This is a genomic window from Anaerobiospirillum sp. NML120511 (assembly GCF_023050955.1).
GTDB lineage: Bacteria > Pseudomonadota > Gammaproteobacteria > Enterobacterales > Succinivibrionaceae > Anaerobiospirillum.
In genome coordinates, this window is record NZ_JALKIK010000060.1 from 1 (window position 1) to 21494 (window position 21494).

The window sequence follows — 21494 nt, forward strand, 5'->3', positions numbered from 1 at the left end:
TAGAAGTATGGTGTCGCAATCAGATCGCAATGAAGGCTCTTTCAGCAGAAAGTCTACTGTCATCAGGAATGGCTTAATTATAGGGTTTTGCAGAAATATATACACCCCACATAAATTTAGTACGTACCTGCGGGCCGGTCCTGCGGGCCGGGCCCGTCGGCCTGCCAGAAGACGGCTGCAGGCATGAAAAAACCCATGCCCCGGAATAGCTTTCCGGGCAGCATGGGTTTTGTGAATGTGCCTGAGCAGCCTGAGGCTGCCTGCGCTTACTTCTTGTGAAGCTGACGGGCACCCTCGGCAGTGGAGACTACGAGATCAAGGGTAGACTCGCCATCAGAAGCTGCCTCAACACCTGCACCTACGGCACCCTCTAAAATTGGGGCATCGGCAATCTTGACGCGGGAGCGTAATGGCTCCTCGAGCATGGCAATAGCGGCCTGGGAGGAAATAACACCGGAGCCCAGATCAGCTAAAACTACTACGCCCTCACCCTGATCAGCCTTTCTGATAGCGTCCAGAACCTTCTGAGGATCAGTGCCAAGGCCGCCCTGAGCATTGCCGCCAGCCGGGAAAATAGGCATAGGAGCACCATCTCGTGAGGAGATCTGCTGAACCATGTCACAGATGCCTTCAGCTACCTTAGTGCTGTGAGAGACAACAACAATACCAATCATAAAAACTCCTTGATTCTCCAGAGCTGCCATAAAACAAGGACACTCTGACCCCTGGTCAAAGATTCCTTACATACCTTGTGTATTTTATCACTGATTAGCCCGGCCCCGTACCTGGATATGACAAAATCACATATCCCGCCCCACCTGACAGCAATTCAGCCCGCAAAGCCCATTAATACGCGCTTTAGCGCCATGCTTGTATACCAGTCTGCCAAAGCTCTCCTGTCATACAGGCAAGCCCTGGCCGCTGCCACACAGCTGCAAACAGACAATCCGAAGCATATGGGAAGGTAAACGATTACATCCACAAACCCCAAACAGTCCGGTCACCAGCACCAGCTCAGCAGAAAAAATGAACCTGTGACCAGCCTTACAGACCATGCCTGACAACCCATTATGGTCATGATATTCAGGCAGAACAGTACTCATAGCCGCTCAAAGCTGGCACAGGCATCCAGTCAGCCCAGCCGAACCAGACAGCCCTGCACCAGGTAAGCCCAGACGACATCAAGCCGCACAGCCACACAATGCAGGTCCATGCAGGCCAGCATCAGGCGCGCATACAGAGGGTACAGTCAGCAGCTCTGCATCTGCCAGCTCCAAAGCATTGTCAGTGCCCTTACCAGCGCTATAGGGCAAAAAGCACCATGGCGGGCGGCACATGGCCAGAACAGCTGCCATACGGAAGCCGACCAGCCTTACAGTCAGACAAGTGCCCTGCAAAGCCACAGCTGTAAGTACCATGCTCGCACAATAACGGGCATATGAGCTTACAGACAGCATGTCAGGACCAGCCCAGGCCTGTCAGACTAAGCCGGGCTCAGCTGCAGCTGCCGGGACGGTTCTGGAACCACTAAGCGGGCATGCAGTCCCCCATGTTCAGCATAGCACTGCAACATTGAGACTAAGTGGACGGTAGGCACAGTCTTACAACCAGTAGGGCGCATCCCTACAGGACGGGCATGCCCTGCCTGTACAGGCAGGACTGGCCAGCCTGGCTGCAAGGCCGGGCCTGGCAGGGCTGAATGTGCCGGCCTGGCAGCTGCTTTCTTCATCCATCTGGCCATGCTGCTTTATTCATCCATACGGATGAAAGAGGAGGTCAGCGGCAATGCACATCAGGAAACAAAGGTCAGGCCCCAGGGATATCATCCCCTGAGATGAAGTGGATAAAGTACAGGGAAAATACAATTGAATGGCAGGGCCTCAGTTTGTAAGGATAAATGCCTGGGCATGCCGAAACAGTCAGCTCAGAAAAAGAACAATCACTAATTACCACAGCCGCAGCTTCCAGGACTTCAGGACCTGAACAGACCTGCATGCCATCACAGTATGGCTGCAGATTACGGCTCAGTGCAGTATAGCGCACCGTATCGCTGCTGATAAAGAGCACACGGCCCAATACCATGACACTTGTCAAACTTTGACTGCAAGCTCACAGCCCAGGTCCATTACGTACACGCGCACGGTCAACATCCCAGTCCAAAACCCGTCTGCAGCCAATACGTATGGCTCCAACGTATCAGGCAGCTCCCCATACCCGCTGACCACAAAGCCGTAGTGTGACGCAGCTGTGCCGCATATCTGCAACCCACCAGACGGATGCTTCACCTTAATTTGAAAGAGTGCTGTTGCCAGCCGCCCGTTAAGACTGTTTTGGGTGGTGGGGAAATAGAGAAAGAGGGAAGTGAGAAACACAGGGATGTGAGCGTCGAATTTGGCTGTGCAGGGTCTGGCCAGGCTGAATTGAGCATTCAAGTTGCGCATGCATGCAGGCAGGACAGCAGCCTGCATGCGCATGGCAAGGGCCTTTGCCATGCAAAGAACCAGAGCCCAGCCATAATTACTGGCTGGGTCACAGCTCATTGAGCAGTCAGTACGGTGTATTTCATAAGTCACCAGACAGACTGTTACAGCTTGCCAGAGGGCCCACCGGCAAAGAGCATGGAAACAGGCAAAGAGCCTGGACTGCCTGGTGCTTTATGCAATTCAGCTGTATTAATGGTCATGAGCAAAGAGGTCAGGGGCCAGCATATTGTGGCCTGATGGTGACTGTTTTCTGGTCTGGCTGGCGCCGCCCTTCTGGCTCTGACCACTGGAGCTGGCGTCTGGTGACTGTGCGGCGCTGTCATCACCCCCGGCTGCGGCTACCTGACGACGCATGAGCTCTGCAACTGCCGGCGAGGCCACAGCAAAGCTGCGGGCCGGGGCGCCACGCTCCAGCTCTTCGGCTTCAGCCGAGCGCTGTCGTCCTTTGCGCAGACGCAGCCCAGCAGCGCTATTACCTCCTGCCTGGTCCGCACTACTGTCATCACCAGCAGGTCCTGCACCAGCAGTCCCTGCAGCTGATGCGCCTGCAACGGATGGACCTGATGTAGCTGCATCATCCCCCTGCTCCATGGCACTGTGAGCATGCGTTTGGGTCTGGAATGTGCTCCTGGTACCGGAATGACCGGCAGGACCAGCAAGGTCGGTGTTGTCCTTTCCGGCTGCCGCCTGCATCAGCTCCTGAGCCAGGATACTGCCGGCTGTTTCCATGGTTGCCCCCCTGAGCAGGGAGCTCATGTCCCCGTCAAGACGGCTTACCCATGGGCTGTGGTTATCCCCATCACCGCTGCCGTCAGCTGAACCTGCAGCGCCGCCATGGCCAGGTCCATAACCAGAGCCAGAGCCATCGGCATAGCCAGTGCCAGCGCCATTGCCAGCAGCTGACTGGTCATCGTAATCGTAATCAGTGTCAGATCCTTCAGGCTTTGGATCATGGAAAGTTGCTGCCTGCTGAGCCTCGCGCAGCCAGCGCCAGGAAACAGGTGAGCCCCTGCTTCCGGTAAAGGTCTCAAGACTGGTAAAGAGTTCATACAGCCAGTCATCAGAGTTGAGCTCCATGCTGCTGAGCTCTTCATCGCTCATGGTGCTCATAAGGAAGGTCAGAGTCTCAGTGCTGTAAGGCAGCCCTGTACCTGAAGTGCCAGGCACCAGAGATGTTCCTGGTACCAAAGATGAGCCAGACACTGTCGATGAGGCTGCTGCAGCTGCATCAAAAGCTGATTCCCGGGACGAAGCACGACGTGCAGCAATGGACATGAGCCTGTCAATCAGGCGCTGTCTCTTTTCATGCAGCTGCTGACGGCGCATTAACGGGCTTTGTGGCAGCTCAGGCATGCGCATCCTGCCATAAAGCTCATAAAGACGCTTGAGCACGGCCTTTTCAGCATAACTGGAGAGCACATGGCTCTTATTAGTGTCGATAAACTCGCCCAGATGGCTCTTTGGTATAGGAGAACCGGCAAAGTAATCAAGCACCGAGGCATAGCAGGGCCAGCCCATAAGCTCTACTGAGGTCAGACGGTCAAGCATGCCATAAGGCACTACCCACACATTGCCAAGACTGCTGCAGAAAATACCGGGAAACTCACGACGGCCCTGCTGGCCGCCAGCTCCGCCACCGGCACCGCTGGCTGCACCGCTGCCTAAGCCTGAGCTGCCAATATTTTCAGGAGCTGCAATGATCATGACATTGGTAAGACCACGGTCCAGGCCGTTCATGCGATCGTAATAGGATCCCTCAAAGCCAATAGCGCGACGGCGGGTACGCTCCATGGTGCGCATACGCTGCTCGGAGAGCTGATGGCGCTCATCGGCGCTGAGTCTGTCATATCCGTTGAGATAGGCATTACTCTCCCAGGCCTGGTTGATAAGCTCGGAGACCATCTGGGAGACGGTTATGCCCCAGGTGGCAGCCATGTCCTTAAGACGGACATATTCCTCGTCGGATAGAAAGACGCTGCGCTGTCTTTTTACTGAACGGCTGTCTTTACGTGGACGTCCCATATATTCTTCCTTGCTTAACCAGTCTTGCCGCAACCGAGCAGCACAGCGTCCATGCCCAGTGCCCTTTACACGCTGCCATTACAGTGCCCTGCACACGCTGCCATGACCGTACCCTGTACACATTGCCATGCTCACAGTGCACGGTGCCCATTATAAAGTGCCCAGCTCCATGCGCCTCACGTGCAAGGCACTGATTCAGGCCTGAACCTCGATATCATGCCGCCGTCACAACGAACTCAGCTCCGCCATGCAGCCAGGGAGCAAGCCCAAAGACTCAAAGTCGCAGCGCGGCATATCGCCACGCCCAACCTGACATTTGGATCAGTGCTCATATCCAAGGGCAAAGCCCTGTACCATGTACCATCAGGTCCACTGCATTACGCCGAAACCTGGTAACTTGAACCAGGTTACATTCTACAAAATACTTTGCAAAGCATATGTCAGCTGCATACTTATGATCATGGACATGGAAATTAGCGACCTGCCAGCCGGGCACTTTCCATAAGGCAGGAGTAGGGCAAGTCGGCTACAGAAACATAAGATACATGCATGAAACTGCGATAGCAGTATGTGGGTGTGCGCCCTGCAGCTCTTTTCTGCTGCCAGTATGGTCAGCAGCGGTCATGTACAGCTCCGGTAGTGATTTGAACAGCTCTGTGCTGTTGCTGGCTGGTATGTCTGGCGCTGATTGCTCCAGCTGCCGCCCATAACGGCTTCAGTAACATAACACATGCAGGAGATCTTACTGATGACATCTGACAACGGCCGTAATGCAGCCGTACTGCAGCCGAGCAGCACTCTCATCGGCTGCAAGAGCTGTTATGGCAGCGGCTGCTGGCAAAACGTAGTGATTTTATGCCAGCTGTGCTCTGACAGCCAGGCTGATAGGGCAGCGAGCTCCAACAGCCAGGCATCCGGGCTAGTTGAGCCCTGACATTCGGGCAGTCAGGGCCGGTGGGGCTGGATCTGGCAGGTTCAGTGGTATTTGCGTATTACTGAGATTACCGGTCCGATTACTGTTACTTCGGTATACTCTCCAATAAATATTGGAGAGTATTCCTTATTACATGGTACCAGCTGAGGTGGTGGTCCTTTGACCAGCTTTTTGATGGTGTACTCGCCGTCTACCATGGCAACTACTATGTCGTTGGAACGGGGCTCTATTGAGGAATCTACCAGCACAAAATCATCAGGCATAATGCCTGCCTCAATCATGGAGTCACCTGCCACTCTGTAGATATATGTGGAGCTGGGATGACTTACAAGGAATTCGTTGACATCAAGATTGCCGTCAATATAGCCGCCATTAGGGGCAGGAAAGCCAGCCTGAATGGTCTCAAAAGCCACAGGCAGACTAAGAGTGGTTTTAGGATTCGGCACCACGCCGTGAGGAATGACACGATCTGCCATTGCTCTTACCTCATTACACAAAAACAAAACACGTCCAGCTTCCACTGCCCGTCACTTATCAGCTACTGCTGATACCAGTGTGCCCCTCACATCCTGAGGCGCTGCTGCGCCACAGCCAAAACCGCTGCGACAGCCGCAGCTACAGCTGCACAGAGCTGCGCGCCTGCAGCGACGAATCACACATAGCCAATTCGTCAGTGCTTATGGCTCATGGCCCAGAGCATAGCTCCCAGGGCCTGAGCCTCAGAATCAGGCTAAGGCTCAATGCTCATGGCCTCGAGTTCAAGGCCCCAGCTTCGGGCTAAGAGCCTCGGGTCAGGGGCCGCTGGCTCTTAGCACAGGGGACTGTTTCTGTGCGCTGGCCAGTCTTGGTGGCAGCAGGGTGCAGACCGATTCTGATGGTCACTTGCCACATGTGACCGAAATATCAGGGAGCTGCACTGTCAGAGCCGGGTGGAAAAACCGGGCTGCTCAGGTAATTATGCCTGAGCACAAAGCAAAAAGGCCCAAAACGGGCCTGAAAATGAACAAAATTCCTGAACAGCATTTGAAACACTGTCTCTTAGACTGTCGCAAACCGCTGTTTTTAGCGCATTATGATGCTGGCATGGGACTTTTGCAGACATGGCTGTAGCCTTGCTCCTGGCAAGGGACTGAAGTTAGATGTGGTGTGGTGAGATGTTGTTTGGTGAGGTCGGAACTGGGTGAGCCTTGCCTGCCTCATGTCAGGCAAACACTCATATAGTACTCGCATACTGTTGCCATGAGAGGCATGAGTGGCTTTTGTTGTGGTCAAGGGCCTCAGCACAGCTGTATTTGTATGGGCTGAGCCTTCGGCGGCAAGGCATGAAATGCATGACACACATGAAATATATGACATGCATAACAGCACTTGCTGCAGGATGGGTGTTCGATGAATGATATCAGTATGGGTGTGTGATGGATGATATCCAGATTGGAGGGCAGTATGTGAATATGCTGGTGCCGTTATTTAAGAATTATGGTAACGGCAACCAGCTTATGGTGGCATGGTGTGTGGTGGACCTGAAATCTGGTGGCAGACAGGCTCATTGACAGGCTCTCTGCCACTTAATATCAGGCGGCCTGGTAGTGGGCGTTAACGGCTGCAATAAGGCTGTCGTAATCGCCACTGGCAATATCATTGATGCTTTCGTCTTCAAGACCGGTGCTGAGCACATAAAGCAGATTGTTGAAGTCGTAGCCAGGCTCACACATATTGAGAAGACCTGGATCACTGTCAGACAGGTTTTCCCTGATACGGTTGATCTTGGAAAGAATCAGCTGATGCTGATAGGCAGGATCAATAACTCTGGTCTTGCCCATTGGATGGGCATGAGTCAGATGCTGAGTTGGAGTCAGCACAATCAGATTTTCCAGATATGCCGAAATCTCGGGGAAGACAGCCTCAGGGAAAATATGATGCACGTGTACTCCCAGACCGTTCACTTCAATATCATCATTGTGCTCAGTGACAGAAGCGCGGAACTGATCGTTGTACTCCTTAAGATACTGCTTGCTCTTGATGGACATGAGTTTGATATATCCATCATTGGGCATATCTGGCAGCTGTTGAGCATACTCCTGTCTGGTAACGCCCTTTGGCTTGTTGACCAGCAAATCACGGAAGTTATTGCGGTTGTACATCAAATCAGCGTAACCAATGGCCTGCTTTGAAATGGCACCGCGCTCAGTACCCCTTAGATTTCTGCTGAAAGCCAGAGGGTTAATGATCTTGGTAAAGATACGGCCACACTCAAGATCGCCATTGACAGGGGTGTTTTTCTGGGTGAATGAGAAGAAGCTGTGTCGCAGGGCATCCATTGCCTCAGGGGTCTGCTCATCAAAGAAAGCTTCAAAGTCTGGAGTCAGACCGCTGTCAGAGAGAACCTTGCTGATGTACTCAGTAACGAAATACAGAGAATTGAGCTCTCTTGCGGCAATAAACTTCAACACCTCAATATCGGCGACAGTATAAAAGTTGGTTTTAATTTGTTTGCCGTCAGGGGTGCCTTTCTGCTCGTTGAGAACACCGGCATAAGCAAGAAGCTTAAGCGGCTGAGAGAAAAACTTGTCGTACTCACTTTCTGCATTTTTGTCATGCACTGACGGCTTGCGGAAAATATCATGAACGTTTTCCTCAGCATACTGACAGCGCCAGATGTCAGTACGGGTAAAAGGCTCATTCTTCTCATAAGAGTAGTGCAGCACGCAGTCGGCAACAATCATCACTACATCAGGTGTGCACTTCTGGTCAATCCATCGAGCATTGTGACTCTTTCTGACATCGTAGTCATGAGAGTTTATAAAATCCAGAACATATTGCTTTGAAATCATATTAGGTACTCCGGTTTATAAGACTGAGCTGTGCTGTTCAGGACAGCATTTCTTATGTTTGATGATTAGCATCCCCTGGCAGAGATAAGGGGGCATCAGACAGATTTCAGGATTTCTAATTAAACCTCTGCAAAATATTTTACAGAGTATTTATGGGTTAACGACCCGGCAATCAGGCCGGAATTATATCTGTCATTTAGTAAAACTACAGCTTTCATATATGGTAAAAGGCGCATATAAAAGCCATTTTAACCACAGTCGGGCTGAACTTTACTTACTGGATTTGCTCGAGCTTTTTTTCAGTATAGCGGCCAATAATTAGCTGCAACACAGAGAAGAAAAATACAGTATGCTTTCTTTTACGTATTATAGAGAATATTGAAAGAATCACCTGACACACCTCCTACATCAGCTTGTACAAAGGCAGATACTGCCCACATCAAAGCTGATATTTATGGGATAATGCATGCCTTTAGACATGTTTTTGCACAAGCATTAACCCGAGCGTTTTCATGCTCAGCTAATGCTGGAAACGGTCGTCAGGGAGCAGCAAAACTGCATATCCTGTGTTCTCATGTTTTTTTCAGTATAGCGGGCAATAATTAGCGTCAACACAGAGTTTTAAAAGATCCAGATGAACAGTTTTTCAGTACACACAAGCAATTTTTGCTACAAACTGTCCGCATAAAACAAAGGCCGCTGCTGATACTTGAGATCGCATGCGGCCTTTTGCCTGGATAAAGAAGATTACTGTTCAGCCATTGCCAGGCTGAGTGTCAGCAGTTGATTTACAGCTTGTGTATTGATGCTTTGTGCGCTGTGCAGCCCTTATGCAGAAAAGCGCTGCAGCTCTCATCATGGTGCTGTCACGACCTGCAAACTTGCTACATGCTGTGACAGCACTCTGCTACATGACAGCAACTTGTAGCAACATTCTATGATGCTGCATTATCCTGATGCCTGAATGGCAGATTGCTGCTTTGTGCTTCGTTATTTTGCCTTTTTGCCGGAGTTTGCCTTGCTGCGCACTGTGGTCTTTGCCGGGCCAGTGCCTGCAGTTTTACCCTCCGGGCCTGACTTAGTAGCCTTGTTGCGCACTGTGGTCTTTGCAGAGGCTGTGCCTGCAGCTTTACCCTCCGGTGCTGACTGAGTAGCCTTGCGGCGCACTGTGGTCTTTGCCGGGGCTGTACCTGCAGCTTTTCCCTCCGAAGCTGACTGAGTAGCCTTGCGGCGCACTGTAGTCTTTACCGGGGCTGTACCTGCAGCTTTTCCCTCCGGAGCTGACTGAGTAGCCTTGCGGCGCACTGTGGTCTTTGCCGGGGCTGTGCCTGCAGTTTTACCCTCCGGTGCTGACTGAGTAGCCTTGCGGCGCACTGTGGTCTCTGCCGGGGCTGTGCCTGCAGCTTTCCCCTCCGGTGCTGACTTAGTAGCCTTGCTGCGCACTGTGGTCTCTGCCGGGGCTGTGCCTGCAGCTTTACCCTCCGGTGCTGACTTAGTAGCCTTGCGGCGCACTGTGGTCTCTGCCGGGGCTGTGCCTGCAGCTTTACCCTCCGGTGCTGACTTAGTAGCCTTGCTGCGCACTGTAGTCTTTGCAGAGGCTGTGCCTGCAGCTTTACCCTCCGGGGCTGACTTAGTAGCCTTGCGGCACACTGTGGTCTTTGCCTGGGATGTGCCTGCAGCTTTATCCTCAGGGACTGACTGAGTAGCCTTGCGGCGCACTATGGTCTTTGCCGGGGCTGTGCCTGCAGCTTTACCCTCCGGTGCTGACTTAGTAGCCTTGCTGCGCACTGTGGTCTTTGCCGGGGCTGTGCCTGCAGTTTTACCCTCCGGGGCTGACTGAGTAGCCTTGCGGCGCACTGTGGTCTCTGCCGGGGCTGTGCCTGCAGCTTTACCCTCCGGTGCTGACTGAGTAGCCTTGCGGCGCACTGTGGTCTCTGCCGGGGCTGTGCCTGCAGCTTTACCCTCCGGTGCTGACTTAGTAGCCTTGCTGCGCACTGTGGTCTCTGCCGGGGCTGTGCCTGCAGCTTTACCCTCCGGTGCTGACTTAGTAGCCTTGCTGCGCACTGTAGTCTTTACCGGGGCTGTGCCTGCAGCTTTACCCTCCGGGACTGACTGAGTATACTTGTGGCGCACTGTGGTCTTTGCAGAGGCTGTGCCTGCAGCTTTACCCTCCGGGGCTGACTGAGTAGCCTTGCTGCGCACTGTGGTCTTTGCCGGGGCTGTGCCTGCAGTTTTACCCTCCAAGACTGACTGAGAGGGCATGCGGAACAGAGGCATATTCTGAACAAAGTCAGCATCTACCGAGAGCTCAGGGTCATGCTTTGGAGCATGCTTTGGGGCATCTTCACGCAGCACACCAAAGAAAAATACAGAGCAGGCATCGACATTTAGAGATCGGGTCTGGTGGTTGCGCGCAATGCGGTAGAACCTGCGATACTCGTCACCCGAAAAATAGAGACACTGCTCATCTGTAAGTACCGTATTCCTGTCCTTGGGAATAAGGATAGCCACAGAGCCGTTGACCAGAACTCCCTTTGGTTTCTTCATAACCCTTGGGTAATAGGTCATGTTTGGAGTCAGGTAAACATCATCGCGATCAAGGTAGTCATATACTGACAGGGCTCTGGCATCATCCTTACTGATATATGCGTCATAGCCCTCACTATCGATGATCTGACAGCCGTCATCACTGATATTGCGAGATCGGAGTACACGGATATCGCCACTGTCAGACATGGTGGAATTGGTCAGCTGACGGTCGCGGAAAACGGTAAAGCGGTCAAAATCAAGCTTGTCACATACTGCATCAAAATCCTGGTCACGATAGATAATCCAGTATGGCAGCTGCGGATCGAATATGTATTTCTGCTCCTGATCAAGATCAAGATGCTGAGTCATGGAAATGACTCTGGTTCTTTTTGGCTTTGCTGTGGTGTTGATAAGCAGGGCTACTGTTTCAATCAGAACACCAGGGAAACCATGCTCTCCAAAATCTATTATGCAGTCAAAACGCATATCACTCAGATACTGGCGTGACGGAGCAAATTCAGGAGTGTTGAGGATGAACTTGGGAAAAACCAGAGCCACATAGTCGGCAAGCTTTACTGCCTTGTCAAGGAAGAAAGAGCATATGTTTGATGCTCCCTTATTGACGGCATCATGCTGATAGGTACTGAGCATACTGCCCTTTCCTGCTTTCATCTTGAAAAAAGGCGGATTGCCAATAACAAAGTCATAACGGCTGCTGAAGTTATGTGTCAGGAAGTCATCTACAATATATTTTACAGAGCAGTTATCTGGAAGCTCATACTTGTCCATCAGAGCCTTGCAGATACGTGAACTGTCAGGATCAATGTCTACAAGGTCTATCTGAACTCTTTTGCCGGTAAAATGACTGGCAATAATAGGGATAAAATTACCAACACCGGCTGATGGCTCAAGAATATGAATCTCGTCCTTATCAACATCAGGCAGTAATTTGATCATCTCTGTGATCAGGGTTTTACTGGTGTAATAGGCGCCGTTGTCAGTACGGTTGGTATTTGACATTTCAGCTACTCTGCCCAGAGCAGACAGAGACAGGTTAAGCGGGTTGGTCCTGATAAACTCCACCACCTCATCAACAGAGCTGAAGGCCTGACGCTTTACAATATCGATAATAGCGCGTGGGGTCAGAGGCTCATGCTCAAGTGCTCTGGACACGGCTGATGCTATGCCACGGAAAATTACTGTTGGAACAGCTTCACCAAGACACTGCCTGATGTTCATTTCATTGAGCTTGTACCATCTTATTTTTTCATCAGTTGACATGGCATTGAGCTGCTCATAGCTGTGCTCAGTCCATCTGAATGAGTCCGGTACGGTCATCATGCGCATCAGCTCTCTGACACTGAAAACACGGTCATCGGCAGGATGCACAGTGTTCTGGCTGGCCAGCTGATCATTTCTGGTATGAACGCATGGACCTACCTTGTCCCAGATCTGGCGGCGGTACTTGTCACCGTTTTTGCGCTGATTTACTACAGGCATGCCATCGACAATCTTATGAGGCTTTTTACAGATATCCTCATTGTCAAAGGCATTTTCACCTTCCTTGAGATCATGCACCCACATTCTCATATGCTCAGGATAGGCTCGGAATGCATGCAGAACATCATCAGGGTCAATTTCCCCCATGACCTCAAGGCTCTTCATTGATCCAATAACCTCACGCAGAGTTTTCTCCGGCACAGTCTCAGGATAAAGCTCAAATGGAGAAACCTCATCAGCGTACTCACGGCTGACGCCTATGACCAGAGTGCGGGTACGGCTCGAGCAGGCACCATAATTCTTAAAATTGATAATACGGTAGTCAAAGGAATACTCGTCACCAAGATTTTCTTTGATAGCCTGAGCAATAGGCTTATCCACACCATCAATGTCGGTGCACAGGGTCTTCATGAAAGCCGGCACATTCTCAAAGATAAAAAATCTTGGTCGAACGCTCTTGATAATCTTGATGGACTCAACTACCAGAGAGTTGCGGTTAATTTCATTATCAGTCTTCTTATGGTTGGCTACTGACATGCCCTGGCATGGAGGAGTAGCTACCAGCACATCAACCCTTTTGATGTGCTCATGCTTTTTCCAGAACTCAATCTGATCGTAAAGACGGCCCTTTACCTCTTCATCTGTTATATCACCACAGATATAGCCCTCAGGATAGCGGCATTTGCCATTAGCCATCTGCACGGCCAGTCGGCGTGGTATCAGCTCGTTTGTGGCTATACACTCAAAGCCTTCCATCTTGAATCCGTAACAGCCAATGCCGGAACAGCTGAACAAACTGATATAAGTCTTCATTAGTAAATCCTGTTGACCGGCAAGCATACATTCGGGGCATGAGTAATACACCTCAGCACCTTACGGTACGAGCCTGCACGCTACGAAAAATAAAAGGCCTGAGCGGCCGGGGGATAAGAGAAAGGGCATGTGATGCCCGAAGGGCTTAAACATGAGTCCTGTACGCTCTGGGGACCAGCGGCGCACAGGGATTATACCAGCGTCTTTACAGGTATGGGAAGGAGGTCAAAGGAGCTTTTTCTTCCATTTGGCAAACATGCTGCTGCCATCATCGGTCTTGTCGACCACGATGTCATAGGTGGTGCCCATGAAAGAGAAGCAGAAAGTAGTCTTCTCACCATCTTTGGTTTCATTAATGGAGTCGATTACTGTCCTGAAGTTGCCTACATAGGATCTCAGGAAAGGCCTGGAACGCTCGGAGATAATGCCTCTGATGGTATTGCGGGTGTCGGTAAGGCTGCCTGAGTCTGTGGCCATGGCTGGTCGGGCCAGCTCCATCCAGGTAAAGCCGGTAATGTATTCAATCCACTCCTTGAGGTCCTGGCGCAGCCAGCACTGGGCAAAAGGATCTTTGGCTTCGGTAAGCAGCTGACCTATCTTTTCATTGATATTGTCAATGCAGTCATTGCGCTCGTCAGGGCTGCCCATAATAGTAAAGCAGCGGTAGATAACATCTTCCTTGGTAGAGATCTGGCGGTACCACTGGATGGAGCTGTTTTTGCTCAGGGTAAGCTCATCAAAGCTCATAACCTTGCGGTCAGCATTGCGCTTGAGGAATGTATAGTTGAGCTGCTCTTCAGGCTCTTCAAATTTGGACTGCAGAGCCGAGTTGACCAGAGCTGAGATAATCTTCTTTTTCTGCTTGCCGGTCAGAAAGTCATCCAGATGAGAAATCACGAAGGATGCAAAGTCATCCTTAATGTGATTTTTCAGGGTGTTGAAGTGATTCTGATGCAGGGCAATAATGCGTGCATACTCAGTCTTCTTGTTATACAGGCTGTAAAAGGCCAGTACCAGCAGACGGGTACGCAGATTAAAGAGCTTGTAGAAGATGAAATTGATCATCACATCCTGATTGGTCAGGTGTACATCTACACTGCGGGAGCGGCCAAAGCTCCAGTCATTGCCGTAAATGCACATGTTTGACCAGTTGACATAGTCAGGAAGGCGATCAGAGAAATAATCCTGCAGAGCGGCCGACGGGATCTCAGTCAGTTCTTTTGGATCACCCTGATACCATGGATCAGGTACATTGACCAGCGGCCAGTAAGGATTTTGCGAGAAAGTTGTGTAGCCTGCCGGTGGGCGTACATGGAAGTTGGAGCACTGCCACAGATAACTCCAGATAGCAAGATAGGCATGAGCTCGCTTCATGGAAGCGGTATAGCCGGTATTGGAGTGATCTTCAGGATCGAGGCCCATGTACTCGAGCATCTGAGCACAGGTAGTAAAGGAGCTGGCCACAGCATCGCCGGCAAAGACTTCCTGCCAGCGGTTGAGAATACTGAAACGGAATGAGGAGTTTTTTACCAGGGTCTGGACTGGCTCGATATTGCTGCAAAAGCACACTACCTCAGCACCTTTGAGATAGTCAGCATTGATGATGTCAGAAAGGGTTGGCCAGAAAGTATCACGGAACATGTCCTGGGTAATACCGTGTTTAACGGCATCAGACCAGCGGATACGGGCCAGATGGTAGCTGCCGGGCATGATGTAGGTATGCACATGAACCCTTGGTCGGCTGTGGACTGCGTTCAGGCGCAATATGCTTAACTCAAGGGCGCTTTCAGGCTCACCCTCGTTAGGCACATATACATCAACAATATAAAGCTCATTGTTCAAGGCAGTAACCGTATCAAAGATCTTATTAAGGGGAGCAGACCCTTAACTGCAAAAACCGAATAAAGCAGCACACTGTGGCAAGGGACCGGCAGGCAACCTGATACCTGCTCAGAGCGCATTGCGTACAAATGGGTACAGGAAAAATAACCGCAACCTGCTGCAAAGAGCAAATCAATAACCCTAAGTCTGTCAGTACTTACAGCATCTGACAGCTGCAGCCGGTCAGCAGCTTCTGTCCAGCATCAAATTCCTCAGGCCTGATATCCATCTGGTTCAGCGCTGCTGCACCAGTGCAGGCAGCCGCGCTGCCGGCCTGTGCTCCGTAAGGAGCATAACCTCAATAGTTTACCATGGCAGTCAAGGGTACGCACAGGCCAGGAACATTTTATCGACGTATCCACGCGCCCTGCAGCAACCTGAAGCCCATTTTACCCCTGTCTTGCACTGTAAAGGCACTCACCACCTGCCCCAGTACAACCATGCCATCGCACAGCTGCAGCTGTGCCATTATCCAGCGCTGAAGCCAGGCCATCACTCAGCTCCGCAAATGTGCCATTATCAAGCCATGCAACTACGCCAGCATCCTACAGAGGCTCAGACAAATGGCTCTAATCAGGCACACATCAAAATAAGCAGTCAAGCTGCCGCACATTCAGCCCAGCATGCTGGAATGCCATCATGCTGACCAGCTGACTGCCAGCCCTCCGGCATGCATACCGGGCTGTCATACATGCAATAGAGGTTATGCAGACAGTTACACTCGCTGCTGCTGAGCCTGCTCTAATGGACCGTGCCTCATGGCTGGCACCGTTGCTGACAGCGGGGCTCTCAAGGGCAAAGCCTATAGTCATCCCTGAAAGGCATGAAGGGCCGACATGAGCATGTGCTCCTTTGCAGCACAGAACAGAGGTCGCTGCGCCAGCGCTTTCTTGCAGCACAGTACAGCTGGCCGCCCTTTATGTCTTTTCCAGCCATATGCAGCGAGCCTGCGCCTGTTCCTGTGTCTGTTTTGGGCAGGCGCATGGATTAGTTTGGGGCAATGGTGCATCGCAGGCGCCCAGAGGGGGCCTCAGACAGGGGCATGATGTGATCCAGACTGGATAATAAGGATTAAAGTCTGTGTTTTTGTGATCCTGATGCATCTTGAACTGCTTCATGAGCGCTTAACTGTGATTATGATGCTCTAAGGCAGGTACTGACTCGCATACACATCTGTTTTGCCATGTTATGACAGCAGGAGCAACCAGCATGGTGCAGCAGTCAAAAAGCATCCCTTCAGCATCGCACATAGCGTGTCTGTCACTGTCATTTGCCGCTGTTTGCAGGCATTTCCGCTTATGTGCAGCATATTTAAATTTGTGTAAACCTCGATTAAGCACACAGGTTTAAACACATACAGCGATTGAACTTTATCCGAACCTGTTTGTTTGATATATCGTTAATCAAGGATATAACGGCCTTGCTGCCCCCGACAGTGTGGCAAGCCCCCATCAGCTTTATGCCCTGCAATATGATCATTTATGAGCCTTCGTTGTCTGAATAGGAATTTTCTACAGGCAAGGGGGTCAAAGAAAATGTTCAGGGGATTGACCTGCGTAGAGACAGGAGTAGAATTGCCCGCCCGGGAGAGCGGTCATAATATTGCCTGCCGGGCCTGTGTCTGCAGGCTATGTCTGTATCCCAATTAGGCAGACCTGGACAAACCTGGACAGATTGAGACAGACTTATACCAGAACCAGGTACAGCTAAGGACCTACATTCCTGCCAGCAGTACCTTGCCTTTATGCAATGTTGTGCACACAGATTCACAGCCTTACAGGCTCACAGGCTCGCAGCCCCTGTTTTCACGCTGTAGTAGCGGCATTTGCCTGAGGCCACAGTATTTTTGCCACATGCAATAAGCATCCTGCTGGTTGAAACGGGCACCCCTGTTACTGACCCTCAGAGTAACTGCCCGCCCGGAGCTGTCCTCTCGGCCATTGTTCCAGGGTAAGAAACCATGTGCCATAGGCCATGGTTCATTGCCAGCCCCTGTTACGGGACTGAATATGAGCTGCCTGTGCTCAAGACCATGCAGACATAACCAAAAGGCAGACAGGCATGACCGGCATAGCCCAGGTTAAGAGCACAGCTTCAACCATTGAATACTGGCATTCATGCACTCAAGGCTGTGCCCCCAATATGATTATGTCTCACACCATGCTCAGTCTTACGGGCTGGGCCTGAATTGCCATACAGCACAGACCTGGCATGCCCCGGCCTGGCCTGAGTGGGAGTGGCAGTAGCAGTGTTCGTGGCCGTGCCCTTGCCAATGCTAATGGTAAGATGCTCAAGCAGGGGCCGGGGCAGGAAAGAATCGGCCTCAATTAAGGCATTGCATGATGCAGGCATACATATATTCAGGACAATATGATTCCCGGCATCATTTAAACTGCCGAACACCCCCTCTGCCACTCAGGATTGCAGGGGAAAAATCAGGCCTGCTCCTGATAAGGATTAAACATGGCAAGAAATCATGCTGCTGAACAACTGTTTGACTTTTTTGATGGCGAACTGAAAAATCTGGATAACTACGATCTGGAATGCATGATCTGTGAGTATCTGGTTGCCTATTACGAGATTAATGGCCGTAAAGCTCAGCGTAATGCCAATATCCTTACTTTCCCTGAACTGGGTATCACCCTTGCTCCATCCATTGGTCAGCGCAATAACCAGAGCGTACTGCTGCGCTTTGAGGTCAGCTCAGAAAAATGGGACAAGACTGTAGTAGAAAACTCAGCCGGCATGGGCTCCAATCAGCCTGAATCCCTGTCCAATGCCATGGAGTCCTTTACCTCGGCCTTTCTGGATGGCCTGCTGCTCATGGCAGAGGGTGGCACCTGCTATGAGCGTTTTGACTCCTACTTTGCCGGACACACTCACTCCTGGCAGGTGTGGCTGTCTGATCTTGTATCCATTGGTGAAGCCCCGGACATTGAAGAGGCTCAGTATTACTGGGAGCAGCTGCAGGATCTGATTGCCGAACGCCTTGGCAACCAGCGCTTCTGCGTGGTCAAAATCTTCGCCTCACGCTCCTTTGGCTCTGTAACCTGTGAGTGCCGCATTGATGGCATTATCAGCTATGAGCTTACTGAGATCCTTGAGGCCATGACCCGCATGTGGCCTACCGAGCGCTTTGGCTCTCATAAGATGTTTTTCTTTATCTCCCAGAGTCCCGATACCTTCATTGAGGGCCACAACTTCAGCCGTGAGTTCCAGAAGGAGCTCGACTACCTGGTCAATGTAGTTCTGCGTCTCTACGGCCAGTACTGTGGTCCAGGCGAGGTCGAGCAGCTGCCTGATGTTATTAACAATCTCGTTGAAGACCATACCCTGGCCGAAGAGCTGTGCATGCTTCTGCCAGAGCTGTGCGCCCAGCGCAAGTTTGCCGAACTTAGCTTTTCTGATGCCATAGCCCTGGCCATAGGCCGTCATGACTCACCGGTGCTGGTCTTTACCCATCAGATGACCGACTACATGCCTATCTGCCAGGCACTCGATAAGGTCCTTGGCAAGGGAACCATGCCAGAAGACATCAAGGTGGCCTTTGACGTGTGTGCCCAGTCCAGCACCATTTTCAAAACCATCACTGACATTCTGGCCAAAAACCCCAAGGCCCATCTTACCGACATCAAGAACCTTACCCTGCTCCTGTCAGCCAGCGAGGCTTTCGTACTGCGCTGAGCAAATAACAGGCACCACAGCCGTCCAGCCGACCGGCCGTCGTCAACCATCCTACCGGCCATCGTGCCGGCCTGCCAACATGCTGACCAGCCGTGCGGCCAAAGTGCCGGCCATCCTACCGGCCAACCAACGTGCCAACCAGCCGTGCAGCCAACGTGCCGACCATCCGACCGTCCTCCAGGCTATTGTTCAGCATCAAATATCCCTGCCAAATAAACCATAAGACTGGCCTTGAGCCAGCTCGGCTCTGGCCTCTGTGGCCGCTATACCTGCTCAGGCTCCAGGAAGTCACGCACTCCATTCCCGAAGCTATAGCCGCAAAGTCAAACTGCCCCACCCAACAATCAGAAGACAGCTACGCCTCGTTCTCTAAAGGCCAGAACAATTCAGTCACCCCAATGGCACAAGCTGGCTGAGCACGCAGGCCATTAACGGTGCTCTCTGCCCCTCGGCAAGACCATGCGTATGCTGAAACAGACCTTCATTTGCTGGAGACGAAAAAGACAAATACAGAACACAGCTGAGACTCATTAGTGTGCCCCATGAGTGCTGAGTACAGGGCTGATGTGGGCTGCACAACGTACTATGGCAGCCTGTCAGCAACAGACATCACCCTGGGCTCTGATCTGTGATGGGTAATATATGAGCCAGCCAATGCAGCTGCTGAACTATCAGAAATGGCAAATACGACGGAATCTTCAGTATTGTCATACGTGCACAACCCAACAAAAAGCAATTTACATGATGAAACTTTATGATGAGCGTGCAGGAGCACAGTGACCGTCAGGAAGTCCCGGTACTGACCTTGTGCTGCGGACGTACTGCAGCCCCACTGCACAAATGTGATTTATATGAGCTTTTCTTTGGTGATGTGGTCCAAGACAGCAGGCAGGTGACTGTCAAATTTGTCTTAACAACATGCTGCTGAAGCGGTTTTTTGTGGAATCTATTTACCTGTTCTGATCCCCGTCATTACCGTATTCATGATCCCCTGAATTAGATATCTATTTACACTTGTTTACACGCCTGTATTTGAGATTATCAGTACCACTGACGGTTGAACTCAAACTTAATATTGCCCACTCGTTAACATGGTCAATTAGTGCGAATCAGGCGCAGGTGTGCTCGCACACCTGCCGCCTCCAGTTGTTAGTACAAAATAGGAAAGAGTTATGGCTGTCTATGTAAATACCAATGTGAGCTCTCTTAACGGCAGACGCTATCTCAATAACGTACAGGGACAGCTGACTACCACATACCAGAGACTCTCTTCAGGTCTGCGAATCAACTCCGCAAAGGACGACGCAGCCGGCCTCCAGATCTCTTCGCGCTTAACTACTCAGATTAATGGCCTGAACCAGGGTAACCGTAATGCCTCCGATGGTGTAGCTTTCGCCCAGACAGCTGAAGGTGCCATGGATGAAATTACCGGCATGCTCCAGAAAATTCGCACCCTGGCAGTACAGGCTAACAACGGCACGAACACAGGCGATGACCGCGTAGCACTCAGTAAAGAGGCTACCGCACTGGCCCAGGAAATTACCCGCATTGCCCAGCAGACCAAGTTCGGCGGTTCTCTTATCCTGGACGGTGCCGGCACAAACTCCATCATGACCAAGGGTGGTACTGCTGCTCAGCCTTCAAATGACATCGGTAAGCTCACTCTTCAGGTAGGTGCCAATAAGGGCGATACTATCAGCTTTGAAGTCAATGCCATGAAGTTCTCCCAGATTGCAAAGGCTGGCAACATCGCTGACAACGTGCTTAGCAAGTTCTGGAACAAAGCAGCAAACAACAATCCTGACAAAATCAGCCTGACCAAGACCGAGAACATTGAGGCAGCGTTATCCTCACTTGATGCCATGATTGGCGCTGTTGACGCAGCCCGCTCAGGACTAGGTGCAATCCAGAACAGACTGGAGAGTTCAATTCGCAATCAGGCAAACGTTTCCGCCAACCAGGCTGATGCCCGTAGCAGAATTCGCGACGCCGACTTCGCCGAAGAGTCCGCCAACCTCAGCCAGCAGTCCATCATCCAGCAGGCTGCTACCTCCATGCTGATGCAGGCTAACACCAGACCTCAACTGGGTCTGTCCCTCTTAGGCTAATAAGCAATTGTTATCAGGGTCGTTTTATTCACCTGCGGCCCTTCAAAAGGCTCGCAGCTTCACGGCTGCGGGCCTTTTTGCTATCTGCGTATCCAGCTCCGAGGCTGAGTTACCAGATGCTTCTTAATGCTGAGCAGATTGCCCAGATCAACGTAGGATTAAAACGCATCTGTTACTTGTACTGCGTCAGCATGGAGGAGCAGGAAAGTCAGGTGTAGTTGGAGCTCTTAGAACACCATTTGATTCATATCTATATTTCGCATAAATATCGCACTTATACACATAAATACACATTCGTAATCTATATCTATAGCGCTCAAAATTTTCGCTTACTTTTGATATCGCGAATAATACAGTTTTGCATTGGCAAAGAATTTTCAGTCGGTCGTTAGCATAGGCATATATTACAGAGCAGGCCTGGACACCCTATCCTGCCTGTATTATCAAGTTGTTAGTACAAGCAAGAAGGACTGAAAAATGGCTGTTTATGTAAATACCAATGTAAGCTCGCTTAACGGCAGACGCTATCTCAATAACGTACAGGGACAGCTGACTACCACATACCAGAGACTCTCTTCAGGTCTGAGAATCAACTCCGCCAAGGACGATGCAGCCGGCCTCCAGATTTCCTCACGCTTAACTACCCAGATTAATGGCCTTAACCAGGGTAACCGTAACAGCTCTGACGGTATTGCTCTGGCCCAGACCG

General features: G+C 51.2%; 9 protein-coding genes and 1 pseudogene. 3 read left to right on the plus strand and 7 right to left on the minus strand.

Features of this window, described 5'->3' with window-relative positions; all coding sequences use genetic code 11:
* Positions 1 to 266 precede the first annotated feature (266 nt).
* The 7 genes from dhaM to MXE39_RS11895 all read right to left on the minus strand — a co-directional run bounded on the left by dhaM (position 267) and on the right by MXE39_RS11895 (position 14954).
* Complete coding sequence (dhaM, locus tag MXE39_RS11865) at positions 267 to 674, minus strand: dihydroxyacetone kinase phosphoryl donor subunit DhaM (protein ID WP_246977618.1); 408 nt, start codon at positions 672 to 674, stop codon at positions 267 to 269.
* Positions 675 to 2090: 1416 nt separating this feature from the next.
* Positions 2091 to 2492: a hypothetical protein gene (locus MXE39_RS11870; protein WP_246977619.1), complete on the minus strand. Its 402-nt coding sequence runs from the start codon at positions 2490 to 2492 to the stop codon at positions 2091 to 2093.
* Between the two features lie 180 nt (positions 2493 to 2672).
* A complete protein-coding gene (locus MXE39_RS11875) occupies positions 2673 to 4505 on the minus strand; it encodes a hypothetical protein (RefSeq protein WP_246977620.1) in 1833 nt (610 codons plus the stop codon).
* A 975-nt stretch (positions 4506 to 5480) separates the two neighbouring features.
* On the minus strand, positions 5481 to 5915 hold the full coding sequence (gene umuD / locus MXE39_RS11880) for a translesion error-prone DNA polymerase V autoproteolytic subunit (protein WP_246977621.1): 435 nt from the start codon (positions 5913 to 5915) through the stop codon (positions 5481 to 5483).
* A gap of 1095 nt (positions 5916 to 7010) precedes the next feature.
* On the minus strand, positions 7011 to 8270 hold the full coding sequence (locus MXE39_RS11885; protein WP_246977622.1) for a hypothetical protein: 1260 nt from the start codon (positions 8268 to 8270) through the stop codon (positions 7011 to 7013).
* A 990-nt stretch (positions 8271 to 9260) separates the two neighbouring features.
* Entirely contained in the window at positions 9261 to 13112 is a 3852-nt protein-coding gene (locus MXE39_RS11890) for a DNA cytosine methyltransferase (RefSeq protein WP_247074161.1), read from the minus strand.
* A 225-nt stretch (positions 13113 to 13337) separates the two neighbouring features.
* A complete protein-coding gene (locus tag MXE39_RS11895; protein WP_246977624.1) occupies positions 13338 to 14954 on the minus strand; it encodes a hypothetical protein in 1617 nt (538 codons plus the stop codon).
* 2502 nt (positions 14955 to 17456) lie between these two features.
* Between MXE39_RS11895 and MXE39_RS11900 the strand changes: the two genes are divergently transcribed.
* The 3 genes and pseudogenes from MXE39_RS11900 to MXE39_RS11910 form a co-directional block, all read left to right on the plus strand.
* A complete protein-coding gene (locus MXE39_RS11900; protein WP_246977625.1) occupies positions 17457 to 18677 on the plus strand; it encodes a DUF6348 family protein in 1221 nt (406 codons plus the stop codon).
* Positions 18678 to 19849: 1172 nt separating this feature from the next.
* Positions 19850 to 20785, plus strand: coding sequence for a flagellin (locus tag MXE39_RS11905; protein WP_246977626.1), 936 nt, complete (start codon positions 19850 to 19852; stop codon positions 20783 to 20785).
* Positions 20786 to 21262: 477 nt separating this feature from the next.
* Positions 21263 to 21494 (plus strand): annotated as a pseudogene (locus MXE39_RS11910) (flagellin); the annotation flags it as partial.